This is a genomic window from Anabaena sp. FACHB-595, assembly GCF_048568275.1.
Taxonomy (GTDB): Bacteria; Cyanobacteriota; Cyanobacteriia; order Cyanobacteriales; family Nostocaceae; genus Trichormus.
In genome coordinates, this window is record NZ_CP183473.1 from 3,478,059 (window position 1) to 3,504,313 (window position 26,255).

Consider the following 26,255-nt stretch of genomic DNA (forward strand, 5'->3'; position numbering starts at 1 on the left):
ATCTCTGAGGTGTTAAAGATTTAGCTTGGGTAAAGTTATAGGCGAAACATGAAGTTAATACGGTTGGTATATAAGAATCCAGTTCGATCTCTGAAAAATCAAGCTAGTTAGCTAAAAGCTTGTCTTGTAAAAGAACATTGATGACTTTAAATTTTTTGGAACAGAAGCATGTTTTCCTAGTAAAACTAGTTTGTTTCAATTTAGTTGGAGATGATTTTCCAAAGTTCAATATTACTGTTTATTTGAATCAAGTGATTTTAAATAGGTTTAATAAAGAACATTTAACAGGTATAAAATCCGCTAGTACATCAAGCTTTTATGCTACTTATAAAATTAAGTAGCCTTGAAAGTTTGAGTTACTAAATAATGCTTCCTTTTCATCAGATAATCTAATGCTTAGACACGGATTTTATAATCTTGTAGGAAATTCTACTCGCCTATTAGTGAGTATTGTTTCTACTCCTATTCTAATTCGTTCCCTTGGAATTGAAAACTATGGATTATGGACGCTTGTTTCAAGTACATTGGTAGTTGTGAGTTTAGCAGAAGGTGGATTATCTGCATCAACTACATTTTTTACATCGAGAGATTTAGGGCGTGGTCACAAAGATGACCTTCTGACAACTTTAACGATGATCGGTGGGGCTATGTTTGTTTTAGCGACACTGATATTTACCATCCTATTTTTTATTTCACCTATTGTTGCAGCTTCATTTCCAAACTTGAGTGATGCACAGCGTTTAATAATTACACCAACACTGAAGTGGGGTGGTGTAGCTATTTGGTGTCGCATGGTACAAGGTGTCTTTGGTGGTACAGAGCAAGCCTATGAGAAGTATGCTTTGAATAATTTACTTAATACTCTGCAAGGTGTATTTGCAAATATTGGAATGATGATTCTAGCTTGGCAGGGTGCGAGTATAATTGTTCTAATGGAATGGCAGGTTTTCGTTGGTGTTATAACTCTTGGGTGTCATGCTTGGTTAACTCTGACGCTACTCAAAATAACTGATCACAGAATTAGAATATCTTGGAATTGGGCGAAGGTATTAGAGATTATTCGATATAGTTGTTCAGTTTGGATTACCTCTATTGGTAATGTTCTATTTAGTCAGTTTGATAAAATTATCGTTGGGGCATTACTAGGTTCAAAATTGTTAGGAGTATATTCGGCAATTACTAGTGTTTGTTCTCAAATAAACAATTTTTCAGCAACTGTTGTACAACCCATATTACCTAAGTTATCAACTATAGCATCTCAGGATAATTTCAATAGTGACGCTTTAAAAATTAAAATAAAGCAAGCTTATCAGATGAATGCAGGAATTGCATTTGGTCTTGGTGGGATGCTTTTAGTAATTTCCCCAATTTTTAGTAAATTTATTTTTAAGCAAGATTATTCAGAGATATATTTATTAGCATTTAAGATTGGAATCATTATTTACACTTTATATTCAATCAGTGGTTCGGCGTACTATATTTTGCTGGGTATAGGTCTAAGTGGTTCATTGATGAAAGTTATACTTTCTTGTAGCCTCTTTTCATTACTTATGATTTATGTTGGAGCATCTTTCTATGGACTACTGGGTGCTATTGTCGGAAATTCTGGTTTTATTGTAACCCAGGCTTTAAATTTTATTCTTTTTAAAAAATTCGGTTTGAAGCTAAAAGAATATTTGAAATGGATTGAAAAATATCTAATAATTTTTATTTTGATAAGTCTCCTGGAAATTTACTTGGGAAATTATTTATCAATATGGCTAAGATTTGGAATACTGGCTTTTCAAGTTGTTTTCTTAGGAAAAAATTTTCTTCAAGAACAGAAATTATCAATCAATAAAATGCTGAAGGTATAATTACATTTTTGTTAGAGGAATACTAATGACTTATCTGAAAAAAATTGCATTATGGGTACACTCTATTCACGCACATGCTTACTCATCCTACAAAGTTCGTGAAACTGGTTTAGCAGCTTCCCATAAGCTAAACGCAGATGAAAGAGAGTTTTTTCTTAAATTGAAACCTACATTAGGAGGAGAAAATTTAGTAGTTTACGATATTGGTGCAGCTAAAGGTACCGTATCTAGTTGTCTTGCTAAACTTCCAAATGTTTCCTCTGTCCACGCATTTGAACCTCTTATAGATGTTTTTGAGCAATTAGAAATTCGTATGAAGCCTTTCCATAAAGTTAATTGTCATAATGTTGCTTTAGGTAATAAAGAAGGCTGTTTTCCCATGTATGTTAATAACTGGACTGCTTGCAGTTCTTTTCTTCCAACTTCCAAGTATTTAAAAGAACAAATATCTGGTATGGGTAATAGTTACAAAATACCTGTTCAAGTTTCTTGTCTAGATAAATATGTGGAGGAAAATCAGCTTCCAAAACCTAATGTAGTTAAGATAGATGTTCAGGGGTTTGAAAAAAAAGTTATTGAAGGAGGAATTAATACAGTCCGCCACTCAAAGTATTGCTTTATAGAAATGAGCTTCCAGACTTTGTATGAAGATAGCCCTCAATTTGATGAAATTTACCGTTATGTGTGTGATTTAGGATTTCGGCTAATAGGTCTTTCTAGCCCTCTGATTAGCCCATCTGGAGTGCATCTTCAAGTAGATGGAATATTTGAAAACATTTATGTACGATAATATTGATTTCAATTCAATGAAAAAAGCTCATTTTTTAAAGTCTTGCTAGAGGATTAATTTAAAATGTATATCTTAAAATAGAAAAATCTTCTACAGCCCTGATTAGTAAAATATAAATGAAGGAAAATCATGCTTACCTTGAATTCATATATCAAACATAATCCTACTTTAATGAAACTGATTTCACCAATTATAAATATCAGAAGATATTTTTTGAGGAAAAATAGTGATTTTAGAATTAAAGCATATAATCAACTTTGCGAAATATTAGTCACAGATCCAGTAATTCACGTTGATGAGTTTAATGGAAATTTTTTGATTGATAAACGCTCAACTTTATTGCGTCGTATTCTTCTAGAAGGATATTATGAGCCAAAGCTTGTTGAATATTGTTCTAAGTATATTGATTTCAATAAAGATATAATAGATGTGGGTGCAAATATAGGGTTTTACAGTGTTTTATGTGCTAAAAAAATTAATCAGCGTAATAGAGTTTTATCAATTGAGCCAACTAAAAATGCTTTTGAAAAGTTAATTCATAATCTAGAACTAAATGAGGTTAACTTAAAAGTAATTTCATATAATGGTGTTGCTTCTAATATAATAGGGGAAGTTGAAATTAATACAGTTATTGGCAAAGAAGAATATTCAAGTCTTGGCGCGATGAGCCATCCATCAATATCCAGAGATTCTTATACATCTTGTAAGGTAGAAAGTTCAACTATAGACTTTCTTGTTGAAAAATACTCATTGAAGCCTGGCTTCATCAAAATTGATGTTGAAGGTGCTGAAAACTTAGTCTTAGAAGGGTGCAAAAAAGTATTAACAGAAAATCATCCTGTTATTTTAATGGAAGTTTCAGATGCCTTATTGAAAAAAAATGGTTCATCTGCTAAGTCTGTAATTGATACTATTTATTCTTATAAATACGATATTATCGTTCCTGGATTTCCTAAAGAATTACCAGGAGAACGGGATTACGGAGATATACTATGTATTCCTAAATGAATAATTAGATACAAAATGTTCCATTTTATTTCATGATTATTCAATAAATTGAATAATCATGAAATAGTTAATTTCAAGTCTTGAAGATTTATACCTAAAGCAGAATCTAGTTAATATGGATCACCGTATAATGCTTTTCGATTTGGCAGCAGGAGGACATCATCCAAGTTATATTCGTCATTTAATTAATTATTGGCGTAATGAAAACTTACCCGTTAAACTAGATATAGTTGTATCACCTAAGTTTATAGATGACCACTCTGATATTGTAAAAATTCAAATAGAGAATGATCAATCACAAATTAGATTTATATCAATAACTCTAGAAGAATATTCAGGTTTAATTAGTAAACAGTTTTTATTAAAAAGATATTTTAAAGAATGGAATTTATATTGTAAATATGCTGATGAACTAAAAGCAGAACACTGCTTATTAATGTATTTAGATACTCTTCAATTACCTATAGTTTTTGGAAAAAAATCTCCTTGTAAGTTTTCTGGTATTTATTTTAGACCTACATTTCATTACACAGATTTTGATAAATACGCATTTTCTTGGAAAGATATCTTTCGACGATGGCGGCAAAAATTGCTTTTATCTAGAGTTTTAAATAATCCACAATTTCAATACTTGTTTTCCTTAGACAAATTCGCAGTTAAACATATCGAAAATCTTCATACTCAAGCAAAAGTCTTTCATTTAGCTGACCCAGTGATAAAATATAATTTTGACCAAGCTAAAATAGATAAGCTACGTCAAAAGCTTGGAATCGATAATGACAGAAAAATATTTATTTTGTTTGGTAAATTAACTATTCGCAAGGGAATTTATCAGCTACTAGAGGCTATTAAGCTTATGCCTTCTGGACTTTGTAAAAAGCTATCTTTATTATTAGTAGGTTCCATATCATCAGCAGACGAAATATCAATACAGAGTCAAATAAAAATAGTTTCTCAATCTTTACCTATACAAATAATTACCTGTTATAAATTTATTGCAGAAGAGGAGGTTAACCTCTATTTTCAGCTAGCTGATGTGATACTAGCGCCTTACCAAAAACATGTTGGGATGAGTGGGATATTATTACTTGCTGCTGCGGCTGAAAAGCCTGTTTTGGCTTCTAATTACGGTCTGATGGGTCAGTTGGTAATTCAGAATAGACTTGGGTTAGCTGTTGATTCAACATCACCTCAAGCAATTGCTAATGGGATCATATATTTTATTAATAATGATCAGCATCAAACAGCTTATCTTGATTTAAAAATGATAAATAGTTTTATAGAGGAAAATTCAGTAAAAAACTTTTCTTATACTTTGTTTCAACATATTTATGCACAAATAAATGATTATGTATAAATGGGCAGATATATATTTCTTTGCTTTAATTAAGTTCTATAATAACTAGATGAGAACCAAATTCTGATGATAAATACTAAAGAAAATATTCATGATTTTTTTATTAAAAGCAATATTATTGATATAAAAATACTTTGGAATATTTTTGTTTACCTTATTTTATTAATATTTATCCTATTTTTATTTCCTTCCTTAACACCAATTATATTTATTGGTTTAGGCATTTATAGTTTGTTTGGCATCAATCAATCAATACAATCAATATTGATTGCTTTTTTAATCAAAAGCCTAAATTCTGGCTTATTCAATAACATAGAAAATTTTGCTAAATTTCACTGGATTGTTTTATATGTTGCTAGTATTAAAATACTAGTTGTCTGTTTACATAAAAAAATAGTACCTAAAAAATTTTTAGTTCAAATATCCTCATGCTATTTAGTTTTATTTTCAATTTCATTATTTAGCTTATATCCTGTTATTTCTTATTTGAAACTTGCGAATTTTATCTTTTTTTCTTTTTCCTTAGTTTCTGGAATTCATATTGTAAAAAAAGACGTATCTTATTGGTTATCATGGTTATTTACTTTATATCTGTTTGTTTGTACTATAAGCTTATTTTTACTTGGATCTCCATTAGGTTATTTCACTAAAAATGGTTTATTTCAAGGTATTCTTGATCATCCCCAATTATTTGGTATATTTTGTTCTCCTTTTATATCTTTATTAGTTTTCCAAATTAATATAAACAAAAGCAATATATTGATATTTTATGCAATTTTTATAGGGATATTTTCTATTTTTCATTCAGGAACTAGAACAGCTTTATTAGCTGTATTAGCATCGGTAATTACTTCAATCATTTTATTTGCTATATTTAAACCTAATTTTTTACTCAGGTTGCAAATACATTGTAGAAAACAACAATTATTATATATATTTTCAATAATAATAATTATTTTAACCAGCTTGTCGCTATCTTTATTTAATTTAAATGAAACTTTACTATCTCCAGTTAATAATTTCTTGAATAAGGGACGTTATTATGAATCTTTTGATAGACTTGCTGAAGATTCTAGAGGTAATGTTATAGAAAAATCACTAAACAATTTTTATAATTATCCTATTACAGGAATTGGTTTTGGTATACCTTCAGATTATGAAATGTTTGAAATTGGTGAGGGTATCGAAGGTGTTCCTATTAGTGTACCTACGTTAAAAGGCTCACTACCATCAGCAATACTTGAAGAAACTGGAATTATTGGAACTATTGCTTTTATACTTTTCTTATTTTCTTCAATAAAATATTTTATTGATAATTCAAATATGTCAATATTGTCCTTATACTTATCATGTTTCTTTGTAAATCTTGGAGAGTTTAATATTTTTTCTTTTGGAGGAGCAGGTCAATACTTTTGGTTTTTTATTGCAATTGCTTTTGCTTTTGCTTCATTAAATGAGAACTTTTCTAAGTAAAAATTATTTTCGTTTACTTATCCTTGTAAAAATTTACTTCCTATGATGCAAGATTATCCTTTAGTCGCTATAGCTTGGTCAGGGTTACCAATATATGCTGCTAATTCAATAAAGAAAGCGATTGATAAATTTAATAAAAAAGTAATTGTAATAGGTTCCCACCCATCAGTACCTGTAGAGGGAATGGAACATATAATAGGACAAACCATACATTGGATTGATGCTCATAGCTCCTGCTCTTGGTCTAGATTGAAACTTCCTATTCCTGATATTCTTTTTCAAACAGGATGGAGGAATCAAGGATTTAATGACTTAGCAAAGGAAGTTAGAAAGAATGGGGGTCATGTTATTTCAATGATAGATAATTCTTGGAAAAACAACCCTAGACAATGGCTAGGCAGCATTGTTTTTAGATTTATTTATAGATACTGGTTTAATGCTGTTTGGGTACCTGGTGTATCTGGAATAAAGCTGTGTTCTTTTCTGGGTGTACCAACTAAAATAATATATACAGGTCTATACTGTGCTTCTCAAGAAACATTTTATCCTGGCTTACCTTTATCACAAAGGAAAAAAAAATTTTTATTTGTAGGCCGTTTTATTAAACGTAAGGGAGTTGATTTACTTGTTCAAGCATTTAATCGGTTTCAAAAAGAATTTTCTGATTGGCACCTCCATGTAATTGGTTGTGGTGACATGGCAAATCTTTTTCATCATAATCCGAATATTATCATAGATGACTTTAAACCGTCTCAATATATTGCTGAAGTTATGAGGGAAAGCCGTTTTTTTATACTACCTAGCCGTGAAGAACATTGGGGGGTTGTGGTACATGAAGCAGCTCTCTCTGGTTGTGGAATTATTTGTAGTAAAAATGTTGGAGCTTCAGCAGATTTAGTATCTGATAAAAATGGTTTTCTATTCATGCCTAGTTCAGTAGATAGCTTGTATGAAGCTATGGTAAAAGCAGCCTCAATCCATGAATCTGAGCTTGAATTGGTATTTAACGAAAGCTTGAGGCTGTCATTTAAATTTAATCCAGATATATGGGCAACAACTTTTATACAGATAATTGAAGATATGAAAATCTCCAAATAATATGTAACTTAAATAGCAGCTTTATTGTATTTATTTTTATGTCAATCAATCTGAAAATTTTACACTATATCCCGGTTTATGCTCCAGCTTGGAAATTTGGGGGGCCTGTTCTCAGTGTTAGCCGACTTTGTGAGGGACTAGCCGCCCTTGGTCATGAAGTAGAGGTATTTACCTCTAATGCTGGACTAGAAAATCAATCAGAATTACCCCTTAATCAGCCAGTCATTCGTAATCAAGTCAAAGTCAAATATTTTCAGCAAGAACCAGGTATGGGTATTAATTGCCCAGGTATGGAACAAGCTGTAACAGCAAGAGCTAAGGAATTTGACATTATCCATATCACAGGTGTGTGGCAGCGTACTAGTGGCGCAGCTTGCAAAGCAGCTAAAAATCAAGGTGTTCCCTATATCGTTTCACCTAGAGGCGCACTTGGTCCTTACTCTTGGCAGCAAAAAACAGCTAAAAAAATACTGTATTACTTCTGGCAAGAACACTTTAATGTGACAAATGCAGCTGGTGTACACTACACTAGCAAGCAAGAATTACAAGAATGCCATTGGCTACAACTACCAGGAAAATCTTTTATTGTTCCTAACGGCCTAAATACTGAGTTTTGGCAACCTACTTTAGAAGGAGCAAAAGCGTGGCGTAAATCGCATAACATCGGTGAAGATGAATTCATATTTTTAAATGTAGGCCGCCTTCATCATAAAAAAGGATTAGATTTATTATCTCAATCTTTAGTACCGTTACAACACCTGAACTGGCGAATGATTTTTGTAGGTAGTGATGATGATGGTACTCAAGTGAAACTACAGCAGCAGTTTCAATCTGCTAACCTTTCAGATAGAGTTCTTTTCCTAGAAAGATGTGAACCTAAAGAACTACCGGTAATCTACTCTGCTGCTAATTTGTTTGTTTTACCCAGCCGACATGAAAATTTCGGTAACGTTGTCGTCGAGTCTTTAGCCTGTGGATGTCCTGTTTTAATTTCAGACAAAGTAGGATTACATGATGAAGTGACTGAAGGTTGCGTGGGATGGGTGCGTTCTAGAGTGGTATCAGAGTGGACTGAGGCTATTAGGGAATTTATTCAATATCCTAAAAAAATGCAAGAGGTAATATTGGCATCTAGAAAATATGTAGAATCTACATATTCTATAAAAAGAACTGCTCTACAAATGGCTAATAATTATTTTGAAATTATTAATCAATAAGTGAATTGAACAGGAATAAACCATGAAAAACCTTGAAAAATGTATTCTCTGTGGTTCTCATAATATTGTCCCTCACTGGAAAAATGTTAGATCGTATAATGTTAGTAAGTGTTTAGACTGTAGCTTTTTGTTTTTACATGAAATAATCGATGATCATGAATTAGAGAATTATTATTCTCAAAGTTATTTCATGGCCTCATATGCGAAAACTGAAAATAATTTAATTGATGCTGCAAATAATCCTAAAATTACTGCCGAAGCGAAGGAATATGCAAATTTAATTAAGTTGCATCACCCGGAAGCCCACAATGTGGGTGAAATAGGTTGTTCCTGGGGGTACTTGTTATATAACCTGCAAAATTTTGGCTATTCTGCTAAAGGGTTTGAATTAAGTAAAACAACAGCAGAGATGGGTAGTAAACAATTAGGAATAAACATAACTTCAGGTTTTTTTGAAACACAATATAACCAATTCGATGTTTTAATTCTTAGACACGTACTAGAACATGTACCAGATCCTCAAGATTTACTAGAAAAAATTTATGATTCCATTAAGAAAGACGGACTATTCATTTTAGAAGGACCAAATCTAGACTCTATCAGTTCACGATTATTTGGTAAAAATGTTTCTTGGGTTTCTCCACCCGATCATATTAGTTTTCCTAATTTTATATCTTTGATAATGGCGTGCGAAAAATTAGGTTTTACTTGTATCCATAAAAGCAGTCGTCGTGGTAGAGGAATATCAATTTTCCACCAAGCACTTTTAAATAGTGTTGGTTTAATGTTTGGGGGAAAAGAAAAAGCAAAAGTAAACTTGGGCGGCATTAATGAAAAGCCAAATAACCAACAATTGAGTAGTTTAAAAAGTGCTGCACTCAAAATTGTTGATTTTTTAGATTTTCTTTCATCACCCATGCAACCATTCTTAAAACAAGCATTGCTAGAAGAAGAAATGTTAATCATTTTCAAAAAATAAGTATGTCACATTTATGTCAAGTTTCAGCTATTATTCTGACTAAGAATGAAGTCTGCAACCTGGAACGATGTATAAATTCTTTACAGTGGTGTCAAGAAATTATTGTTGTAGACTCAGGTAGCACTGACGGAACAATACAGTTAGCAGAAGCTTTAGGAATCAAAGTTTTTACCCATATTCAACCTCCACCATTCAAAATTTCTGAACAACGCAACTGGGCTTTAGAAAACTGTCAATTAAAGAGTGAATGGGTGCTTTTTTTAGATGCTGACGAAATTATTCCACCCGATTTAGCAGCAGAAATACAACGTATCTGTTCTGCTAATAATCAAGAATATAATGCTTATGAACTGCCTGCGCGTTATCTATTTTGGGGTAAATGGCTGAAGCTTACACAAGGATATCCTAATTGGCATTCTCGGTTACTTAAACTAGGAGAAGTTACATTTACAGGTGGCGTTTGGGAACATTTTTCTGCTGGTACTAAAGTTAGCAGAATTAATATTCCTTACGATCATTATGCTAACTCTAAAGGATTTGGAGATTGGTTAGAACGGCATAATCGCTATTCTTCTTGGGATGCTCAAAAAGTTGTGGATTTTCTGGAAACAGGTAAAACATCTGCATTAGGAACTGAACGCAAACTAAAACTGAGATTATTGGCGGCTAAACTTTGGTTTATGCGTCCTATTGTCAGATTTATTCAAATGTATTTCCTAAGATTAGGTTTTTTAGAAGGAATAACGGCTCTTATTTTCTGTCTACTTTATGCCATGTATGAATTTATGACAGTTGTCAAAATCATAGAACTAAGACGTAAAAAATCTGGATTACCTCTTTGATAACGCCAAAATAAATACATGGAAAAAATTGCAATTATTACTCAATATTTTTATCCTAGCTATGCTGCTACTGCCCAATTAATGACTGACTTAGCCACAGGACTGTCCCAAAAAGGTTATCATGTGGATATATTTACAGGTTCTCAGGCAGATCATACTAAACCTGCATTATCCAACCTACTCACAGTCCAACGTGCCTTTTCTCCCATTGCATCTAGCACTAGTATTTTAAGTAAAGGGATTAGCTCAATATTTTTCCTGTTGGGAGGATTGAAATATTTATTATTTTCTCTACCCCATACTACTACTTTACTCATTGCATCTAATCCACCGTATGCAGGCCTTTTAGGTACTATTTTTAAAATTATTTGCGGTGGTAAATATTATTTTTTACTCCAAGATATATTCCCTGAATCTGCTGTAATGTCTGGCATTTTACAAAAAAATAGCTTTTCATTTATTTTTTTTAGTAAATTAAATTATTTAACTTATAAGTTTGCAGACAAAATTGTAGTACTCAGTACTTCTATGCAGTGCTTTTTAGAAAATAAATATCCTGAATTAAAACACAAAATTAAAGTAATTGAAAATTGGGCATTAGAAAATATTATTGGCTGTGATAAGCAAGAAAATGATTTTGCTAAACAGCACAATTTTGATAAAAATTTCACAGTTTTATACTCCGGTAATTTGGGGAGATTGCATGATATAGAAACTATTACTGAAGCAGCCAAAATCCTAAAAGATAGTCCTATTCAATTTGTCTTTATTGGTGCTGGAGCGAAAACGAAATTAGTTGAGAAAGCAATTCAAACGGATGGACTAAAGAATATAATTTTATTACCTTACCAGTCTAGAGAAGTGCTACCTCTATCTCTTACAGCTTGCGACATTTCACTAGTTAGTCTAATACCTGGAGCAGAATCAATAGTTGCACCTTCTAAACTCTACGGAATGCTAGCCGCAGGTAGAGGAATTATTGCTATCTCTGCAACCAATTCATACATCGATAAGCTTTTAACAAATTCTAATTGCGGTATAAATATACCTCCCCATAATCCGCAACAACTTGCCAATTTAATCTATGAATTAGCTAATGACAACCAAAGAGTTAAGATAATGGGTGAAAAGGCACGTAAAATTTATGAAAGTAGATACACTTTTCAGCGTGCCTTAGAGGAATATCAACAAATTTTATTTGAAGATGATGCTTACCAAGAAATAAATATGCTGTAACCTCTGGTCAGCAAAATCTCCTGCCAAAGTCGTGAAATTAGTCACAGTATCCGTTTTACTAATTTCAGTTTACGTCTCATCTCATACTATTTGGATTTTGAAAACAATAATCCTCTGGCTTTAGCCAAAGGATTGTCAATTGCACCTCTAATAACTTTAATATCATCGCATTGAACTTTTAACTTTGACTCAAAGCAGCCCTTAATTGCTTGAGTAAATTACCAATTTCCCGAAAATTTGCATCTTTTGCCAGTTGTTGAAGAACCTCTGGACTACTTTCCATCACAATTTTGTTGTAAGCATTAATAGCAGCATTCAAATTATTAATATTGAGAGTTGGGGAAGCTTCTTTTTGGGCTATTACTGAATTGGTGATTAAACCTTTAGTGCCTACAATAAAACCCGACGCAGATGCCGATTTATTCCCAGCTAGACCCAATAAAGCACTGACCAGTGCCTGCGCTGAAGAGCCGGGAACTCCTAAACTTACTAAAGAAGACTGTAGCTGATTAGCTGCTGCGGCCGCATTTGCCCCTCCTTGCAAGATAGCTATGATATTTGCTGCTACACTATTTGCTGCTGGGGTTTGGCTTAATACATTAGCGATCGCTGCATTTAAACTACTTTGAGTTTCTGCTGATGTGCTAAGACCGCCATCACTACCAATTTCTATATTCACACCAGGGGCAAGTTCAGGAGAAGATTGAGAATCTGCTGGATTAAAACTATCACCAGATGATGAGGAAGAGTCTTCACTTCCGCCTGTGATGCCACCGCCACCAGCATATACTCTCACAGGCGCACCCGCTAAATAAGCGGAAATAATCAAAGTTAGAACGAGACTCAGAGAAAATTGTTGTTTCTTCATTGCCATTACTTTTGAGGAAATTTCAAGATAACTCAGCAGTTAGAACCGAAAACTGTATCCAGCACTCAGGGAAAAACCCAGACCACTATTAAAGTTACTAGTAACATCTGTGAAAACAGCATTGATAACTATAGGTGTCTTCTTGAAGGGGGCAAAAGAAGCACCCATATTGAGACGATTTCCCGTCCAGCTACTGACTAAAGATACTTGAGGTATAACTCTCAAACCTAAACTAGCAAAAAGATTTGCCGGATTTTCATTGGCATCTATTGCACCTTTAGAACGGAAAGCACCACTACCAAGGCCGACAGAAATAGTCAAAGGTAATTGATTATTTGGGTTCTTGGGTTGCAGTGGAAACGCCCTAGTAACTACACCATAGATGGTATCTTTAGAGCTACTTACATCTCCCCATTTAATAGCATTTGACCATCCTACAGCTACTGCTGTACCATCGCCCAAATACCTATGTAGCTTGAATCCCACACCACCGCTATCACCAAAATCAAAAGTGTCGCCACCACCCACACTAGTAATATTGACGTTAACTTCCAGCCCTACAGATTTAGCAGAATCTCCTAACCCAAAACCAACAGATAAAGAACCATCTACCCTATCTTTGTTATCTTCTAGAGGAAAAAATAAACCACCACCAATATAGGCCTGACCGAAACTTGCACCATAGGCAGAAGGAGTACCAGCTGTTGAACCAGGAGAAGCTTTTGAAGCTTCCCTGGGTTTAACAATTGGTTCAATTAAAAGTTCTTGGCGTAACCTATTAGTATCGCCAAAAGTATCACCCACTGTTTCTGATGAGTCTATTTGGGCAAGAATTTGAGATGGTATTTGTTGGGATACATTAACCTGTTGCTCTGTCAGTAATTCCGGCTTACTAACTGGAGAAGTAAATCGCTCTTGGAGGGAATGCTCATTTGTGGCTAACCCATTTTGAGCTATAGGGGAAAATGTATTTTCAGCAAAAGAATTGCTAAAGTTTTCTGGTGCAACATTAGCAGTAAAACCATCATTAATTTTGATAGTTTCAGACTGAGCCATCTGGCGACTTTTTTGATGTGCTTGTAACCTTTGCTTCAGGCTAATATTGGGTTGTAAATTAACTTTAGATGCTGTAAAAAAGTCTTGCGGTTTTTGATAGTTACTCAATTGGGGCTGTTGGTCTTCAGTGGCAATATTATCTGCCGCAACTGCCGATTTGTTAGCAATAGCCGTAAATACCAGCAGCAGAGTGATTAATCTTGTCCCCACGTTCCAGAAAGTATAGTTAGTACCAATAAATGGAGAGCTAAAATCACCAGTATTTATATTGGTTTGTATTTTATTCATCTAAATTTTCCTACGGTCAAAAACTTTACGCAAAGATGCCAGCAATTTATACGTAAAATCTATTAATTGAAAATAGTGATCTTACGGAAATATAATTTATTTATATAGAGCCAAAATTTTGGCGATCGCCTGTAGTGGAACGCAGCAATTTTCGCTCTAAGGTAGTGACCTGATCTAACTCAAATTTTGCCCAAAAAGCTATCATTTCATACATCCTTTGGGCAACACACTTAGGGTTATAACACAAAAAACAAAATTCATGTAAAAATCCCTAACTTTTCCAAAAAGTCAGGGATATGAAACTCTAAATGATTACCAATTAAGAGATTTTAACTTTTTCAGTTTTCATCTTCCTGAAATTAATCCGAGTCAATTGGTAAGCACCTTGAATTTCTAAATTTTCGTAATTATCTGGAGGCAAGTCCATTTTGAAAAAGTTTTTTTTGTCAGTCACAAGTAACAGGGAAGATGGTTTGACTGCTTGATTAGCTAAATTACGGATATATTCCACACCTTCTTCTGTTGTCCGGACAAAATTTATCTGTTTGTGACTATAAAAAACTACACTTGGCTTTTTGAAACCAACCATGATTATTTCTTCTTTTGGTTGTTGGACTTGAGCTACAACAGCAGATAAGTCTCTTAATGGTAGTTGACGCTCTTGATCCATCAAAAACAAAGCTGGCATGGTGACAAGTAGCAAAAAAGCCACGAATCCCAGCAGATTAACGCCGATAATAGAATGCCAATAGCGACGTAATATTAAAGCAGCAACAAAAATTGCCCCCACAAGCCAAAGCCAGCCGCCGATCGCCGGCAACCCAGAATCCTGTAAATTTTGGCGGAAGTTGGGGGCTGCATCATCATTACCCAACAGATGGTATATGTGAAATGAGGCTACCGCCACTATGGTTAAAAATATGACATTTACCCAGCCACTGGCTAGTAAAAGAGAAGACGGATAAGTAATCTCTATCTTGTTTGTTTGTTCACCACTGGGGAAGAAATCACCCCACAACAATGCTACTAAAATAGCGGCCGCCGGCATTAAAGGTAAGACGTAGCTTGGTAGTTTGGTCACAGCGATTGTAAAGAAACTAAAGACGCTCAGAAACCAAATACAGGCAAATAAACCCAATTGCTGAGAACGTTCTTGATTTTGCCAGTGCGATCGCTGCCATAACTTCACTCTGAAAATTGCTAAAGGTAAGTAGACCGAATATGGAGCGAAAAATAGTGTGACTATCACAAAGTAAAAATACCAAGGAGCCGAGTGACCATTAACTACTTCCGTAAAACGCTCCACATTGTGATATCCAAAAAAAGAGTTGATATAACTCTCACCATTACGCCAAATCACCAAGGCATACCAGGGAACAGATAAACCTAAGATAATAACTGCCCCTAAAATGACCCGCATTTCCCGCAGCACTGTCCGCAACTGCCCCACATATAGCAAAAATGCCAAGACAGTGATCCCCGGTAAAACAATACCCACCGGGCCTTTAGTCAAAATTGCCCCAGCAGTTAGCACATAACAAGCCAAATACCACTTGTTAGGCAATAGCGATCGCTTATTTCTCCTGCCTTTTGGGTTCGGCAGTCCCCCATCTCCTTCTCCTGTCGGAGACGCTGCGCGAACGACGGGAACCACCTCATCTCCCGTCCCCATTTGTGCGTATCCGAGAAAAAAGCATAACAAAGCTGAGGCGATACACCCAGTCAAGAGCATATCTGAGACACCAGTTCTTCCCCAGACAATCATTTGGGCATTAAGTGCCATGACACCTGCGGCTACACCAGCTGTTAAGTAGCGGCGAGCTGGCAATGTCACTTGTTCTAACTCATCTTTTTTCGTTAGAGACCAATGGACGGTATAAAAAGCTAAGGATACTGCTCCCATTGCTGCTAACGCGGAGGGAAGACGCACCGCCCACTCATTCACACCAAACACCGCATAGGCGATCGCTTGACACCAATAAACTAAAGCAGGTTTGTCAAAACGAGTTTGACCATTGAAAAACGGCGTGATCCAATCACCCGTAACTAACATTTGCCGTGAAGCTTCAGCAAATAATGGCTCTGTTTCGTCAACCAAGCCAACACTGCCTAAGTTCCATCCATAGCCTATCCAACCAATTAGAATCAACCATAGAATTGAGGCAGTCACAGCAAGGGCTGGACGCTTTACTAGATTATTGAAGCACCGCTCGACAGCGCCAAGAACGCTCAATTTTAACCTCATCAGTCAATAGTCATTAGTCAATGGTCAATAGTTAATAGTCGCTTTTTGGCTGTAAACTAACGCGATGTGCAACTTATTTTTGAAACCCCTCTCCAAACCTCTCCCCGAAGCGGAGAGAGGCTTTGAATCTTGCTCCCCTTCCCTTGCAGGGAAGGGGTTGGGGGTTAGGTTTGAGAGAAAGTTGCACACGGCGTTAAACTATTAACTTTTTATATCTTGCATTGATCATAAGTCGTTCAGTGGCTCTGTTTTGTTCTTGAGTATTCCTAAATTTTGAATTTTGAATTTTGAATTTTGAATTGATTCATAACTATTGACTAAGAACTAAAACCCATTCTTGGCTTTGGGGATTCCAACTGGGTTGAGGCGTTTCTCCGACAACATAAGGGCCCCAGTAGCGTCGGGAACCATCTTGAGCAAAGGCTACTAAAATATCGCCTTTTTCCAGTTTCATGCTTCCATTTGGTAGAGAGAGTATTAACCCTCTTTCACTACCTTCTTGGGGATCAAAATCCCAATGAGCAGGAACACCACTTTCTTTGGTAATTGAGCCTTTATTACTTGACTGGCGAGCTAATAAAGCCAATCGCACAGGTTGATCTGTTTGATTACTCATGCGTAATTTACCCAGATACTTGGTGTCACTGGGTAATGATTGGCGTGCAGCCAAAACGGAATTTGTTGGCTTACTCTTTTGCGTAATTAAATTCGTGGGTGAATTTGTTTTATTTACAACTTCAGTAGAATTACCCGGTAAAACCGGGTTGTTTTTTATCTCCTGAATATCGGTAGACATACTTGAAGGTATATCTGGATTTGTAGCTTCAATTGATACTGTCATTCCCCAGCAACCTACCAGTAACCCCAGTAGACCCAAGGCGCAAGCTGTTACCACAGCGTTACGATACACTGAAGATTTCATATTGATATTGATTTTAGAAATAATTATTTTTGTAGGCTTGACCAAATAGTAGCCTATTCTCCCTAGAGATAATCAAATAAAATTGCTTACTTCCTGGGTGTGTAATTCTGTAGAATTTTGCTCAAGAATGTAGCATAAGTATCAGTTTTCCCAAAAACTGGAAGCATGAATAATTACCTGATTTTTTAACGGAGAAAGGGTTTAAAAGCTTAATTATGCTGGGAATGACGTATAATTTTAGCCGGAATATCCATATTATAAAATACATTAATTATATATTTATACCGATAAAGACAATAATAATTTTTGGGAAGTAAGTAGTTTGAGGCACAAGCTATTCTCCCCCAAAACTAGGTCTTGGGCAAAAAAAATGTTTACATTTCGTAACATTACCCCAGTGAATTAATCAGAACCCCTTGCTTTAAACTAATTTGATGAAGCCTTCCTGACTGCCCATCATTTCCCAAAAACCTCACCGATGCAAAACACTCGTCTTAACAACTTGTTCGATACCATTGCTCGGCAGTTGGGGCAATGGTTTTTAAATCCTTGGCGGCGGTTGTCGCTACTATTGATTAGCTTTCTGTTCGGCATTTTTCTAGGTACAGCAATTTCTACCACGGCAGGTCAAAGGTCAGAACTAGATATTGTGATCGCGGCATTTTTAGTATTCCTGACAGAGGTTACCAGCAGAATATTTTATATGCAAGGCTTTTTCGCTAGGCGATCGCTCTTAGTAGAATCACTCAATCTTCTCAAAGTCGGTTTTATCTATAGCCTGTTTATTGAAGCCTTTAAGCTGGGATCATAGTTAGGAATGAGGAGTTGGGCGACGTGATGCAAGTTGGGCAGAAAGAAGCGGAGGCAGCAGCTTTAGCAGATGAATTAAGGGCTAAAGCTTTTGGGATCACGGCGGCAAATGTAGAGGAAATGATCCAAGAGCGATCGCAGCTTTTACAAGGGGTGCTGCCAGCTTTTAATCAGTTCTGTCAAAATAATCTGAAAATACCACCAGAACAAATGTTCCCGGTTTTGTGGGACTTATGGCTACCACTGGGGATGAAAATAGCCGCACAACATCAACAGTTAAAACGCCCCTTTATTCAAGGAATTTTAGGTAGTCAAGGAACGGGTAAAACTACCATGTCCCTGGTGATTCAGCTCATTCTCCAGCATTTGGGATATCGTACCTTGAGTTTGTCGTTAGATGACTTATATAAAACTTATAGCGATCGCCTAGTTTTACTCCAACAAGACCCTCGTTTAATTTGGCGTGGCCCACCAGGAACCCATGATATTGATTTAGGTTTGAATGTTTTAGAACAAATCCGTCAAGGAAAAAGCCCTGTAATTGTTCCCCGCTTTGATAAATCTGCTCATGCTGGTGCAGGCGATCGCACTAAGCCAGATGTCATTACAGGAGTTGATATTTTAATTTTTGAGGGATGGTTTGTTGGTGTCCGCCCAATTGATCCCAGCCTCTTTAATTTCCCCCCATCGCCGATTCTCACCGATGAAGATAAAGCCTTTGCTCGTGATATGAATCTTCGGCTAAATCATTATTTACCACTATGGGAGAAATTAGACAGTTTAATTTTGTTGTATCCCACTGATTACCGTTGCTCTCTGGAATGGCGCAAACAAGCCGAACAAAAAATGATTGCTGCTGGTAAAACAGGAATGTCAAATACACAAATAGAAGAATTTGTAAATTATTTCTGGCGATCGCTACATCCTGAATTATTTATTCAACCCTTATCTCAATGTGCTGCTCTAGTCGATTTAGTAGTTGAGATTCACCCTGATCATACATTTGGTCAAGTTTATCAACCGAATTGGTAATCGGTTATTGAAGGAAATATCTACCTTAGCTTCTAACTTCTTGCTTAAGCTAGTCGATGGTGAGCATTTAAAAAATAAACAGGAGAGGATGATTGTTTAATATATTGTTGACAGCCATCACGTCCGGTCATTTTGGCTTGATATAATGCGCGATCGGCTGCATTAATAATTTCTTGAAAATCAGAGTTGGGTACGGGAATTTCTGTAGCTACCCCAGCACTTATAGTGACACAAGTATTAGCTTGAGAAGTGAGATGGGTAATTTGCAATTCTCTGACAGCAGTGCAGATAGCGTTAGCTAAATGAATAGCTCCATCAGGATATGTTCTGGGTAGGATCACAGCAAATTCTTCGCCACCATAACGAGCGACTACATCAGCAGGCCGATTAACGCAGCTTTCGATCGCTTTTGCCACCAATTGTAAACAGCGATCGCCCGCCCGATGACCATAAGTATCGTTGTAAGCTTTAAAAAAATCGACATCACACAAAATCAGAGATAACGGTAGTTGATCCCGCGCCATGCGTTGCCACTCTTGAGCGCAATATTCCTCAAATCTGCGGCGGTTGGCTACTTGAGTTAACTCATCAATCGTCACCAACCTTTGCAATTCTCTGTTAGCCGCTTCTAGCTTTTGTTGGAGATGGAATTGCTGAATTAAACGTTTGACCCGTTGACGCAAAACTGGCCAGTGAATGGGTTTGGTAACATAATCAATTGCTCCCACCTCAAATGCCCGATCAACTGATTCTTGATCCTCTAGTCCAGTAATCATTAAGACTGGTGTGTATTTACCGTCTTCTAATAACTGCAAACGAGTGCAACACTCAAAGCCGTCTAGGTCAGGCATGATTGCATCCAGCAGTACGATATCAGGTTGCAGTTCTTGAAAAATAGCCAAAGCCTGTCTACCATCCTCAGCCTCGGCTGTGCGGTAGCCTTCGCATTGTAGAGAGAGCCGTAACTGCGCTCGGATGAATGGTTCATCATCGACAATGAGAATGAGGCATTGGCTCTCTGGAACTGTATTTTTCATGATGTCTCCTTGTTCACTTCTCTGTGCAAAGCCGTTTGGACTAGTTCATACTCTTGACGTAACTGTGAGCCAAGTTCTACACAACCCTCTAGATTGTTATTGCGCCCCTTCGTTTCTAGTAATTTACAAAGTTGTGCTAAAAAAACCGCCCCAACTGAGCCACTACTAGATTTAAATTTGTGCGCTGTCTTCCATATTCCCTGAGTATCTTTCGTATTAATAGCTACATCTATATTTTGAATCAATTTTGGGGATTCGGTGAGGTAACAGTTGATTAATTCAGCAAATGCTACTTTATCTCCTCCTAACATATCCCGTAATGCTTGTAAAATTTTTGTATCTATTGTGGCAAATTTTAAATCACTAATGTCTGTAAAAGTCTGATTTTGGCTACTGGTTTTTTCCAGTGCTTTCTCTATAGCACTACCTGAGGGGTGACATTTGCCCAGTGCCTTGGCTAACTCCTCAAGTTGTAAAGGCTTGCTAATGTAGTGATCCATTCCCGCCGCCAAGCAAGCTTCGCGATCGCCCCGCATGGCATTAGCTGTCATAGCGATAATATATGGACGAGAACTAGGACTCCAAGTTTGACAAATGATTTGGCTGGCTTTCAACCCGTCCATTTCTGGCATATTCACATCCATCAGCACTACATCATAGAACTGACGCTGTAAAGCTTCCAGCACTTCTAGTCCATTAGCCACTACATCTGCTCGATAACCCATTTTTTTCAGGATCAGCAGAGCCACTTTCTGATTCACCACTATATCTTCTGCTAGCAAAATGCGTAGAGGTATCTGCTGTGCCAGGCATGAATTGATTTCAGTGGAACGATCAGGAACAACGCTAGCACGGATAGGTTGATTGCCCAAAGTAGAAGCTAAGACATCATAAAGTTGAGATTGTTTAATTGGTTTATTCAAACAAGCTGCAAATTCGATATCACTCAAGTCAGTATCTGGTTGACCCCAAGAAGTTAAAATCACCAAGGGTAGGTGTTGATAACTAGGACGCTGACGAATTTGCCTTGCCAGTGTCAGACCGTCCATTTCCGGCATCTGCACATCCAAAATGGCAATATCAAAGGCCATTCCCTGGTCTATCAGAGCTAAAGCTTCAGCACCAGATGGAGCTGTGTAAGTTTCCATCTGCCAAGGTTCGGCTTGTAATCTCAAAATCTGGCGATTTGTCGGATTATCATCGACAATTAGCAACCGTTTACCACTTAGTTGGACTGGGGAAGTGATGGGAGTCTCTAAATCTGCATGAGCCACCACAGGCACAGTCATAGAAAAATAAAAGGTGGAACCTGTAGCCACAGAAGCGGATGAGATTGAGTTTTTAGTTTGCCATCCAGGGGGAGGGTTGCCACCAACGCACCCCCGACTTTCTACCCAAAGATAGCCGCCCATCATCTCACCCAATCTTTTACTGATAACGAGTCCTAGTCCTGTACCGCCATATTTTCTTGTCATCGAAGCATCAGCCTGGACAAATGGTTGAAATAACAAATCCATTGTTTCCGGGGCAATACCAATACCTGTATCTTTGATGGTAAAGATAATTTCGCAGCAGTTCTTGTTTTTTTGGTTGGGTGATGGCTGGCTACGCACAGAGACTACAACTTCTCCTTCTGGGGTAAATTTGATCGCATTGTTGAGGAGATTCGTCAAAATCTGCCGCAGGCGAGTTAAATCTCCAGCGATTTGCATGGGTACCTGAGGATGAATCAGGTAAGCGAGTTCAATATCTTTTTGGGCAGCTTTAGCGGCTAAGAGGTCGATGACTTGTTCTACACAAGTCCTCACCTCAAAAGGTTGTTCTTCCAGTTCTAACTTACCAGATTCAATTTTGGAGAAATCTAGGATGTCATTAATAATACTCAACAAAGCATCGCCACTCGTGAGAACTGTTTCCACAAAGTCTCGTTGTTGGGAAGTTAATTCCGTATCTAAGAGTAATCCTGTCATCCCGATCACAGCATTCATGGGAGTGCGGATTTCGTGGCTCATCATGGCCAAAAATTCGCTTTTTGCCCGATTGGCGGCTTCTGCTGCCCTTTTTGCTTGTTCTAAGGCAAAATTCTTGATAGTGAGTTCTTCCCGTTGGCGGGTTTCCTGCTCTAATAACTGAGCTTGGGCTAAGGCTATACCCAATTGAGCCGCCACGGCTTCTAGTAATTCAATTTCTTCGTTAGTCCACTGGCGAAAATACCCACACTGGTGTAAACAAATAGCTCCGCTTGGTTCCCCTTGATAGGAAGTACGGACGGCTAGCATGGACTTGACCCCAATTTCACAGCAGCTAGGTACTGCTGTTTGTAGTAAAGGATCGGTGTAGACATTGGCAGAGGCGATCGCCTTATCCTGGGACATCATTTTTAAAATGTGCTGATTCCCCGTGGTAGTAAATTCCCATTTCTGCATTGAGCAGTAATCGAGAACGTTGTTATATTCAGCGACTAAGGGAATATGTGGGTCATGATGACTAATGTAAGAATGTATGAGGCAGCGATCGACTGCTAAAGCCTGTCCAATTTGGGTGGCAGCTGTTTCAAAAATTTCTTTACTATCGAGACTCTGGCGAATTTTTTGGGTAATTTTTTCTAGTAATAAGGTTCTGTGTAATTGTCTTTGTAAGGCTTCTTGAGCTTCTATGCGTTCAGTAATGTCTTTGATAGAACCAACCATCCGCACCGGATTACCCTGCTCATCCCATTGACCAGTGGCATGAACTAATACCCACCTATAGCTGTCATCGTTACAACGCAAACGATACTCCACTACATAATTAGGAATTTTCCGACTGAGACAATCTTGCTTAACTGCCATAACCCGCTCATAATCATCGGGATGAATGCGGCTAACGCAATCTGCGTGATCAGCTATGGGTTGATAGTTTTGTTCTTTGATCAGTTCTGCCCACCGCGCAGAACGAAAAGTTTCATTGGTGATGATATTCCAATCCCAAATAGCGTCTTGATTACCTTCAATGACTAATTGCCAACGTTCTTCACTTTTTCTCAGGGCTGCTTCGGCTTGTTTGCGTTCAGTAATATCAATAGCAATACAGCCAATTAAACACTCGTCAGGTTTACTAGATATGGGAAATTTATAAACCAAAAAATCTCGTCCTGTGCCATCACTACAGGGTGCAGACTCTACAGTTTCCATAACTTGACGGGTACGAGCAACTATTTGGATAGTTTCTCGGAAAGTTTGAGTCAATTCGGGTGGATAAATGTCAACAATATTTTTACCGATAAGTTCTTGTGTTGGTAATTGAAAAGTACGCCGATAAGTTTCGCTCACATAAACAATCGTGCCATCTATATCCGTAATCCAAGCAGGTGTGGGGCTATGATTCATGAATGCTTGAAAACGTTCTTCGCTACGCCTGAGCAATAATTCAGCGTGCTTGCGTTCAGTAATGTCACGATTGACGCTAATTGTTGCCATACTTTGTCCCTGGTCATCCTGTAGGGCAACTATGGTTGTTTCACAAATTCCTTGACTGCCATCCTGGCGAACAAAGTTAATTTCTCCTGACCAACGTCCTTGCTTGGTGATTTCTGCAATAATGGCGCTATTTAGGGCTGCATCCTCGTCTACCTTGTGCAGAGTACTAATACTTTGTCCACAAATATGATTTTTGCTATAACCAAACATCCTTTCTGCGGCGGGATTCCAGTCCAGAATTTGCCCTTGTAAGTTGGTGATAATCACACCATCGTAAATATTTTCAAAGGTGAGGGCTTGCCGACGTAAAGAGGCTTCTGCTTGCTGGCGATCGCTAATATCAGTTTGAATGCCAATAAAGTGACTTAACTGGCCATTGTCGTTATAAATGGGAGAGACACTCAACTGATTCCAAAATAAACTGCCATCTTTGCGATAGTTACGCAGAATCACCTTACAATTTTTGCCTGCTTTGAGTGCTGACCTCAATTCTTCGATTGCTGATTGTTGAGTGTCGTTACCTAGCAAAAAACGACAGTTGCGTCCGACAACTTCTGTCGCTTTATAACCTGTGATCTGCTCAAAGGCAGAGTTAACATATATGACTGGATAATGGGGAAGTTTAGCATCGCTAATAACAATGCCATTACTGCTGGCAGCTAATGCTCGTTCCCGTAATCTCAAAGTTTCTTCAACTCGCTTGAGGTCGGTAATATCAAACATGAACCCCCGCAGCATTACGGGAGTTCCATCAACTTGCACTACATTCACAACGTCTCGTAGCCAGACAACTCTGCCATCAGCCGCTAGCATTCGGTATTCCAACTCGTGGTTCTGCCCTTTGTTGGCCGCCTCCTGGCAAAATCTCACTGCCCAATCCCGGTCAAGGGTATGTAGATGATTGTCCCAGAAATTTTCTTCGTACCATTGAGCAACGGGGTATGCCAATAAAGTTTCTACTTGCGGCCCAACATAGGTGAAATGCTGAGTTTTTAAGTCAAATTCCCAAGGTATAACTCTGACTGTTTCTACTAACTCTCGCAAACGGGTTTCACTGGCACGCAAGGCAATTTCTACCTGTGTTTGTTTTTCAATTCTGTCAGCTAGTTCTTGGTTGATTCTGCCAATCTTATGGTTACTGAGTTTGGTGGCTTGAGCAAAATAAATGAGTAGGGTAACTGCCCCAGCATTGAAAATTCCGGCTACTAATACAACTGTTGGCAGAGGTGAAAATAAATCTTTTAATAGCTCTGGAGTTGGGTAAATCTGCAATTGCCAAGTCATCCCATAAAAGTCGATGTTCACTGCCTGTTGCCATAATGGCAGGGTTGACGACTGTCTATCTTGGTCATAGATCAACTCTTGACCATCAAATACTCTAATTTTGTAACCTGGTGCTATGTGTAAAACTGACTCAAACAACTGTTTAACTTGAAAAACTCCTAAGACGGCACCACCAAATTTATCTCCCATCCATAGAGGTACACAAGCGAAGAATACCCGATCGCCTTGGTTGAGGTTAACTGTACGAGTTACCGTAGTTTCATGGCTCGTCGCTCCCGTCCATTGTGGGAATTTTGGTATCATCTCTAAATTCTCGGCTGCTTTGTTGTTTGCTACAGAAACAGCCCGCAGCACTTGCCATGATGGGTCAACTAGCTTGATGGCTTGATAACCTCCATAATCTTCAAGATATGCTTTTGCTTCCAGTTCCCATTGCGCCTGGGGAATGTTACCGTGCATTTCCCAGTGTTTACCTATGCGTTTTAATGCCAGAATGCGAGTATTAAGTTGTGTTACTAATTCAGTTTGGGTGGCGATCGCTTGCTGTTTAATCAACTGTTGAATTTTGATTTCTTCTTCGGCTTGTAGTCTCAGCCACAGCATCACCACAACCAATAAAATCACAATACCAAGCAAAAACGGCAGCAAATTTTGTTTGCTTAACAAATTCACTGAATTACATCGGTGATGTTTGTGCTGCCTATTCACTTATTTCACCTCCAGCACATTTAATATGGGTCACACTACTTAACACTAGTCTTCATTTGTATGTCAATAAAAATACTAATAACAACAGGACATTCACCTAAATTATTTCTAGGAAAAATGAGGTAGGAAATCCTCACCTGAGTTAGATAGTTTTTATTGAAGAATCTTTATGGTAAATTCTTTATAAAAGCCGTGCAAGCGATATTAATTTATATTTGGTTCTTTCACAACAAAAATTAATTTAACTTTAATATTTATATATCTAATGGGTATCAAAGTTATGAACTTAAACCATCAATAAAATAATTTAAATGTGTGGCTATTAACCTGTTATCTGCTGTTAAATATAACTATTGGTTTTGGTAAAAATAAGACATATATATTAGTTAGATAATTCCCATGAAAATTCTCTATTGTTAATGGTTTTCATGAGGAAATAGAACATATTTATTACCTCATGGTTAAAACATTTGCTAAAAAGCCCGTGAATGAAGGTCGTAGATAGAGTTAGATTTAGCTGCCTATGAAAGGAGGGTAAAATCATGAAATATCCACTAATAGATCACAACATAAATAATAACTCATTGCCCACAAAAATGTTTACTTTGTATGAAATTTGATTTCTCTAGCTTGCGTCCCTGGGTCGGCGTAAGCCTCCCCGTAGGATATCCCGCCTTAATAACCTTCTGTT

Annotated in this window: 18 protein-coding genes; 12 read left to right on the plus strand and 6 right to left on the minus strand. The window is 37.1% G+C overall.

What is annotated here, in order from left to right; genetic code table 11:
- Window positions 1-392 precede the first annotated feature (392 nt).
- The 10 genes from ACN222_RS14260 to ACN222_RS14305 all read left to right on the plus strand — a co-directional run bounded on the left by ACN222_RS14260 (window position 393) and on the right by ACN222_RS14305 (window position 11,856).
- The gene (locus ACN222_RS14260) at window positions 393-1,856 is read left to right on the plus strand and encodes a lipopolysaccharide biosynthesis protein (protein ID WP_010997008.1); all 1,464 of its coding nucleotides are present in this window, start codon (window positions 393-395) and stop codon (window positions 1,854-1,856) included.
- Window positions 1,857-1,881: 25 nt separating this feature from the next.
- Window positions 1,882-2,646 (plus strand): FkbM family methyltransferase, encoded by a 765-nt coding sequence (locus ACN222_RS14265; protein ID WP_010997009.1) that lies wholly within the window; start codon window positions 1,882-1,884, stop codon window positions 2,644-2,646.
- A gap of 129 nt (window positions 2,647-2,775) precedes the next feature.
- Window positions 2,776-3,654, plus strand: a complete 879-nt coding sequence (locus tag ACN222_RS14270; protein WP_010997010.1) for an FkbM family methyltransferase — start codon at window positions 2,776-2,778, stop codon at window positions 3,652-3,654.
- Window positions 3,655-3,769: 115 nt separating this feature from the next.
- Window positions 3,770-5,011 (plus strand): glycosyltransferase, encoded by a 1,242-nt coding sequence (locus tag ACN222_RS14275; RefSeq protein WP_010997011.1) that lies wholly within the window; start codon window positions 3,770-3,772, stop codon window positions 5,009-5,011.
- Window positions 5,012-5,077: 66 nt separating this feature from the next.
- Entirely contained in the window at window positions 5,078-6,484 is a 1,407-nt protein-coding gene (locus tag ACN222_RS14280) for an O-antigen ligase family protein (protein ID WP_010997012.1), read from the plus strand.
- A gap of 42 nt (window positions 6,485-6,526) precedes the next feature.
- Window positions 6,527-7,582 carry a glycosyltransferase family 4 protein gene (locus ACN222_RS14285; protein ID WP_096637154.1) on the plus strand — a complete coding sequence of 352 codons (1,056 nt, stop codon included), beginning with the start codon at window positions 6,527-6,529 and terminating at the stop codon, window positions 7,580-7,582.
- Window positions 7,583-7,620: 38 nt separating this feature from the next.
- The gene (locus ACN222_RS14290; protein WP_010997015.1) at window positions 7,621-8,799 is read left to right on the plus strand and encodes a glycosyltransferase; all 1,179 of its coding nucleotides are present in this window, start codon (window positions 7,621-7,623) and stop codon (window positions 8,797-8,799) included.
- Between the two features lie 22 nt (window positions 8,800-8,821).
- Complete coding sequence (locus ACN222_RS14295) at window positions 8,822-9,778, plus strand: class I SAM-dependent methyltransferase (protein ID WP_010997016.1); 957 nt, start codon at window positions 8,822-8,824, stop codon at window positions 9,776-9,778.
- 2 nt (window positions 9,779-9,780) lie between these two features.
- A complete protein-coding gene (locus tag ACN222_RS14300) occupies window positions 9,781-10,620 on the plus strand; it encodes a glycosyltransferase family 2 protein (RefSeq protein ID WP_010997017.1) in 840 nt (279 codons plus the stop codon).
- An 18-nt stretch (window positions 10,621-10,638) separates the two neighbouring features.
- Window positions 10,639-11,856 (plus strand): glycosyltransferase family 4 protein, encoded by a 1,218-nt coding sequence (locus tag ACN222_RS14305; RefSeq protein ID WP_010997018.1) that lies wholly within the window; start codon window positions 10,639-10,641, stop codon window positions 11,854-11,856.
- 178 nt (window positions 11,857-12,034) lie between these two features.
- Here ACN222_RS14305 and ACN222_RS14310 read toward each other — a convergent pair whose 3' ends face one another.
- The 4 genes from ACN222_RS14310 to ACN222_RS14325 all read right to left on the minus strand — a co-directional run bounded on the left by ACN222_RS14310 (window position 12,035) and on the right by ACN222_RS14325 (window position 17,235).
- Entirely contained in the window at window positions 12,035-12,724 is a 690-nt protein-coding gene (locus ACN222_RS14310) for a hypothetical protein (RefSeq protein ID WP_231865460.1), read from the minus strand.
- Window positions 12,725-12,763: 39 nt separating this feature from the next.
- On the minus strand, window positions 12,764-14,068 hold the full coding sequence (locus ACN222_RS14315) for a hypothetical protein (RefSeq protein ID WP_010997020.1): 1,305 nt from the start codon (window positions 14,066-14,068) through the stop codon (window positions 12,764-12,766).
- Window positions 14,069-14,387: 319 nt separating this feature from the next.
- Window positions 14,388-16,313, minus strand: coding sequence for an ArnT family glycosyltransferase (locus tag ACN222_RS14320; RefSeq protein WP_010997021.1), 1,926 nt, complete (start codon window positions 16,311-16,313; stop codon window positions 14,388-14,390).
- A 310-nt stretch (window positions 16,314-16,623) separates the two neighbouring features.
- On the minus strand, window positions 16,624-17,235 hold the full coding sequence (locus ACN222_RS14325; protein ID WP_010997022.1) for a hypothetical protein: 612 nt from the start codon (window positions 17,233-17,235) through the stop codon (window positions 16,624-16,626).
- A 478-nt stretch (window positions 17,236-17,713) separates the two neighbouring features.
- On the opposite strand from ACN222_RS14325, the gene ACN222_RS14330 reads away from it, so the two are divergent.
- Entirely contained in the window at window positions 17,714-18,046 is a 333-nt protein-coding gene (locus tag ACN222_RS14330) for a DUF565 domain-containing protein (RefSeq protein ID WP_010997023.1), read from the plus strand.
- A 26-nt stretch (window positions 18,047-18,072) separates the two neighbouring features.
- Entirely contained in the window at window positions 18,073-19,077 is a 1,005-nt protein-coding gene (locus ACN222_RS14335) for a glycerate kinase (protein ID WP_044521526.1), read from the plus strand.
- 44 nt (window positions 19,078-19,121) lie between these two features.
- Here ACN222_RS14335 and ACN222_RS14340 read toward each other — a convergent pair whose 3' ends face one another.
- Entirely contained in the window at window positions 19,122-20,114 is a 993-nt protein-coding gene (locus ACN222_RS14340; protein WP_010997025.1) for a response regulator, read from the minus strand.
- Window positions 20,111-25,564, minus strand: coding sequence for a PAS domain S-box protein (locus ACN222_RS14345; protein WP_010997026.1), 5,454 nt, complete (start codon window positions 25,562-25,564; stop codon window positions 20,111-20,113). Before ACN222_RS14345 ends, ACN222_RS14340 begins: the two co-directional genes overlap by 4 nt.
- Window positions 25,565-26,255: the final 691 nt, after the last annotated feature.

Coding starts and splice junctions, on each gene's coding strand:
- ACN222_RS14275 (WP_010997011.1), top strand. CDS start 3,770: ATGGATCACCGTATAATGCTTTTCGATTTGGCAGCAGGAGGACATCAT.
- ACN222_RS14305 (WP_010997018.1), top strand. CDS start 10,639: ATGGAAAAAATTGCAATTATTACTCAATATTTTTATCCTAGCTATGCT.
- ACN222_RS14285 (WP_096637154.1), top strand. CDS start 6,527: ATGATGCAAGATTATCCTTTAGTCGCTATAGCTTGGTCAGGGTTACCA.
- ACN222_RS14300 (WP_010997017.1), top strand. CDS start 9,781: ATGTCACATTTATGTCAAGTTTCAGCTATTATTCTGACTAAGAATGAA.
- ACN222_RS14315 (WP_010997020.1), bottom strand. CDS start 14,068: ATGAATAAAATACAAACCAATATAAATACTGGTGATTTTAGCTCTCCA.
- ACN222_RS14290 (WP_010997015.1), top strand. CDS start 7,621: ATGTCAATCAATCTGAAAATTTTACACTATATCCCGGTTTATGCTCCA.
- ACN222_RS14260 (WP_010997008.1), top strand. CDS start 393: ATGCTTAGACACGGATTTTATAATCTTGTAGGAAATTCTACTCGCCTA.
- ACN222_RS14280 (WP_010997012.1), top strand. CDS start 5,078: ATGATAAATACTAAAGAAAATATTCATGATTTTTTTATTAAAAGCAAT.
- ACN222_RS14330 (WP_010997023.1), top strand. CDS start 17,714: ATGCAAAACACTCGTCTTAACAACTTGTTCGATACCATTGCTCGGCAG.
- ACN222_RS14295 (WP_010997016.1), top strand. CDS start 8,822: ATGAAAAACCTTGAAAAATGTATTCTCTGTGGTTCTCATAATATTGTC.
- ACN222_RS14310 (WP_231865460.1), bottom strand. CDS start 12,724: ATGAAGAAACAACAATTTTCTCTGAGTCTCGTTCTAACTTTGATTATT.
- ACN222_RS14335 (WP_044521526.1), top strand. CDS start 18,073: ATGCAAGTTGGGCAGAAAGAAGCGGAGGCAGCAGCTTTAGCAGATGAA.
- ACN222_RS14340 (WP_010997025.1), bottom strand. CDS start 20,114: ATGAAAAATACAGTTCCAGAGAGCCAATGCCTCATTCTCATTGTCGAT.
- ACN222_RS14325 (WP_010997022.1), bottom strand. CDS start 17,235: ATGAAATCTTCAGTGTATCGTAACGCTGTGGTAACAGCTTGCGCCTTG.
- ACN222_RS14265 (WP_010997009.1), top strand. CDS start 1,882: ATGACTTATCTGAAAAAAATTGCATTATGGGTACACTCTATTCACGCA.
- ACN222_RS14270 (WP_010997010.1), top strand. CDS start 2,776: ATGCTTACCTTGAATTCATATATCAAACATAATCCTACTTTAATGAAA.
- ACN222_RS14320 (WP_010997021.1), bottom strand. CDS start 16,313: ATGAGGTTAAAATTGAGCGTTCTTGGCGCTGTCGAGCGGTGCTTCAAT.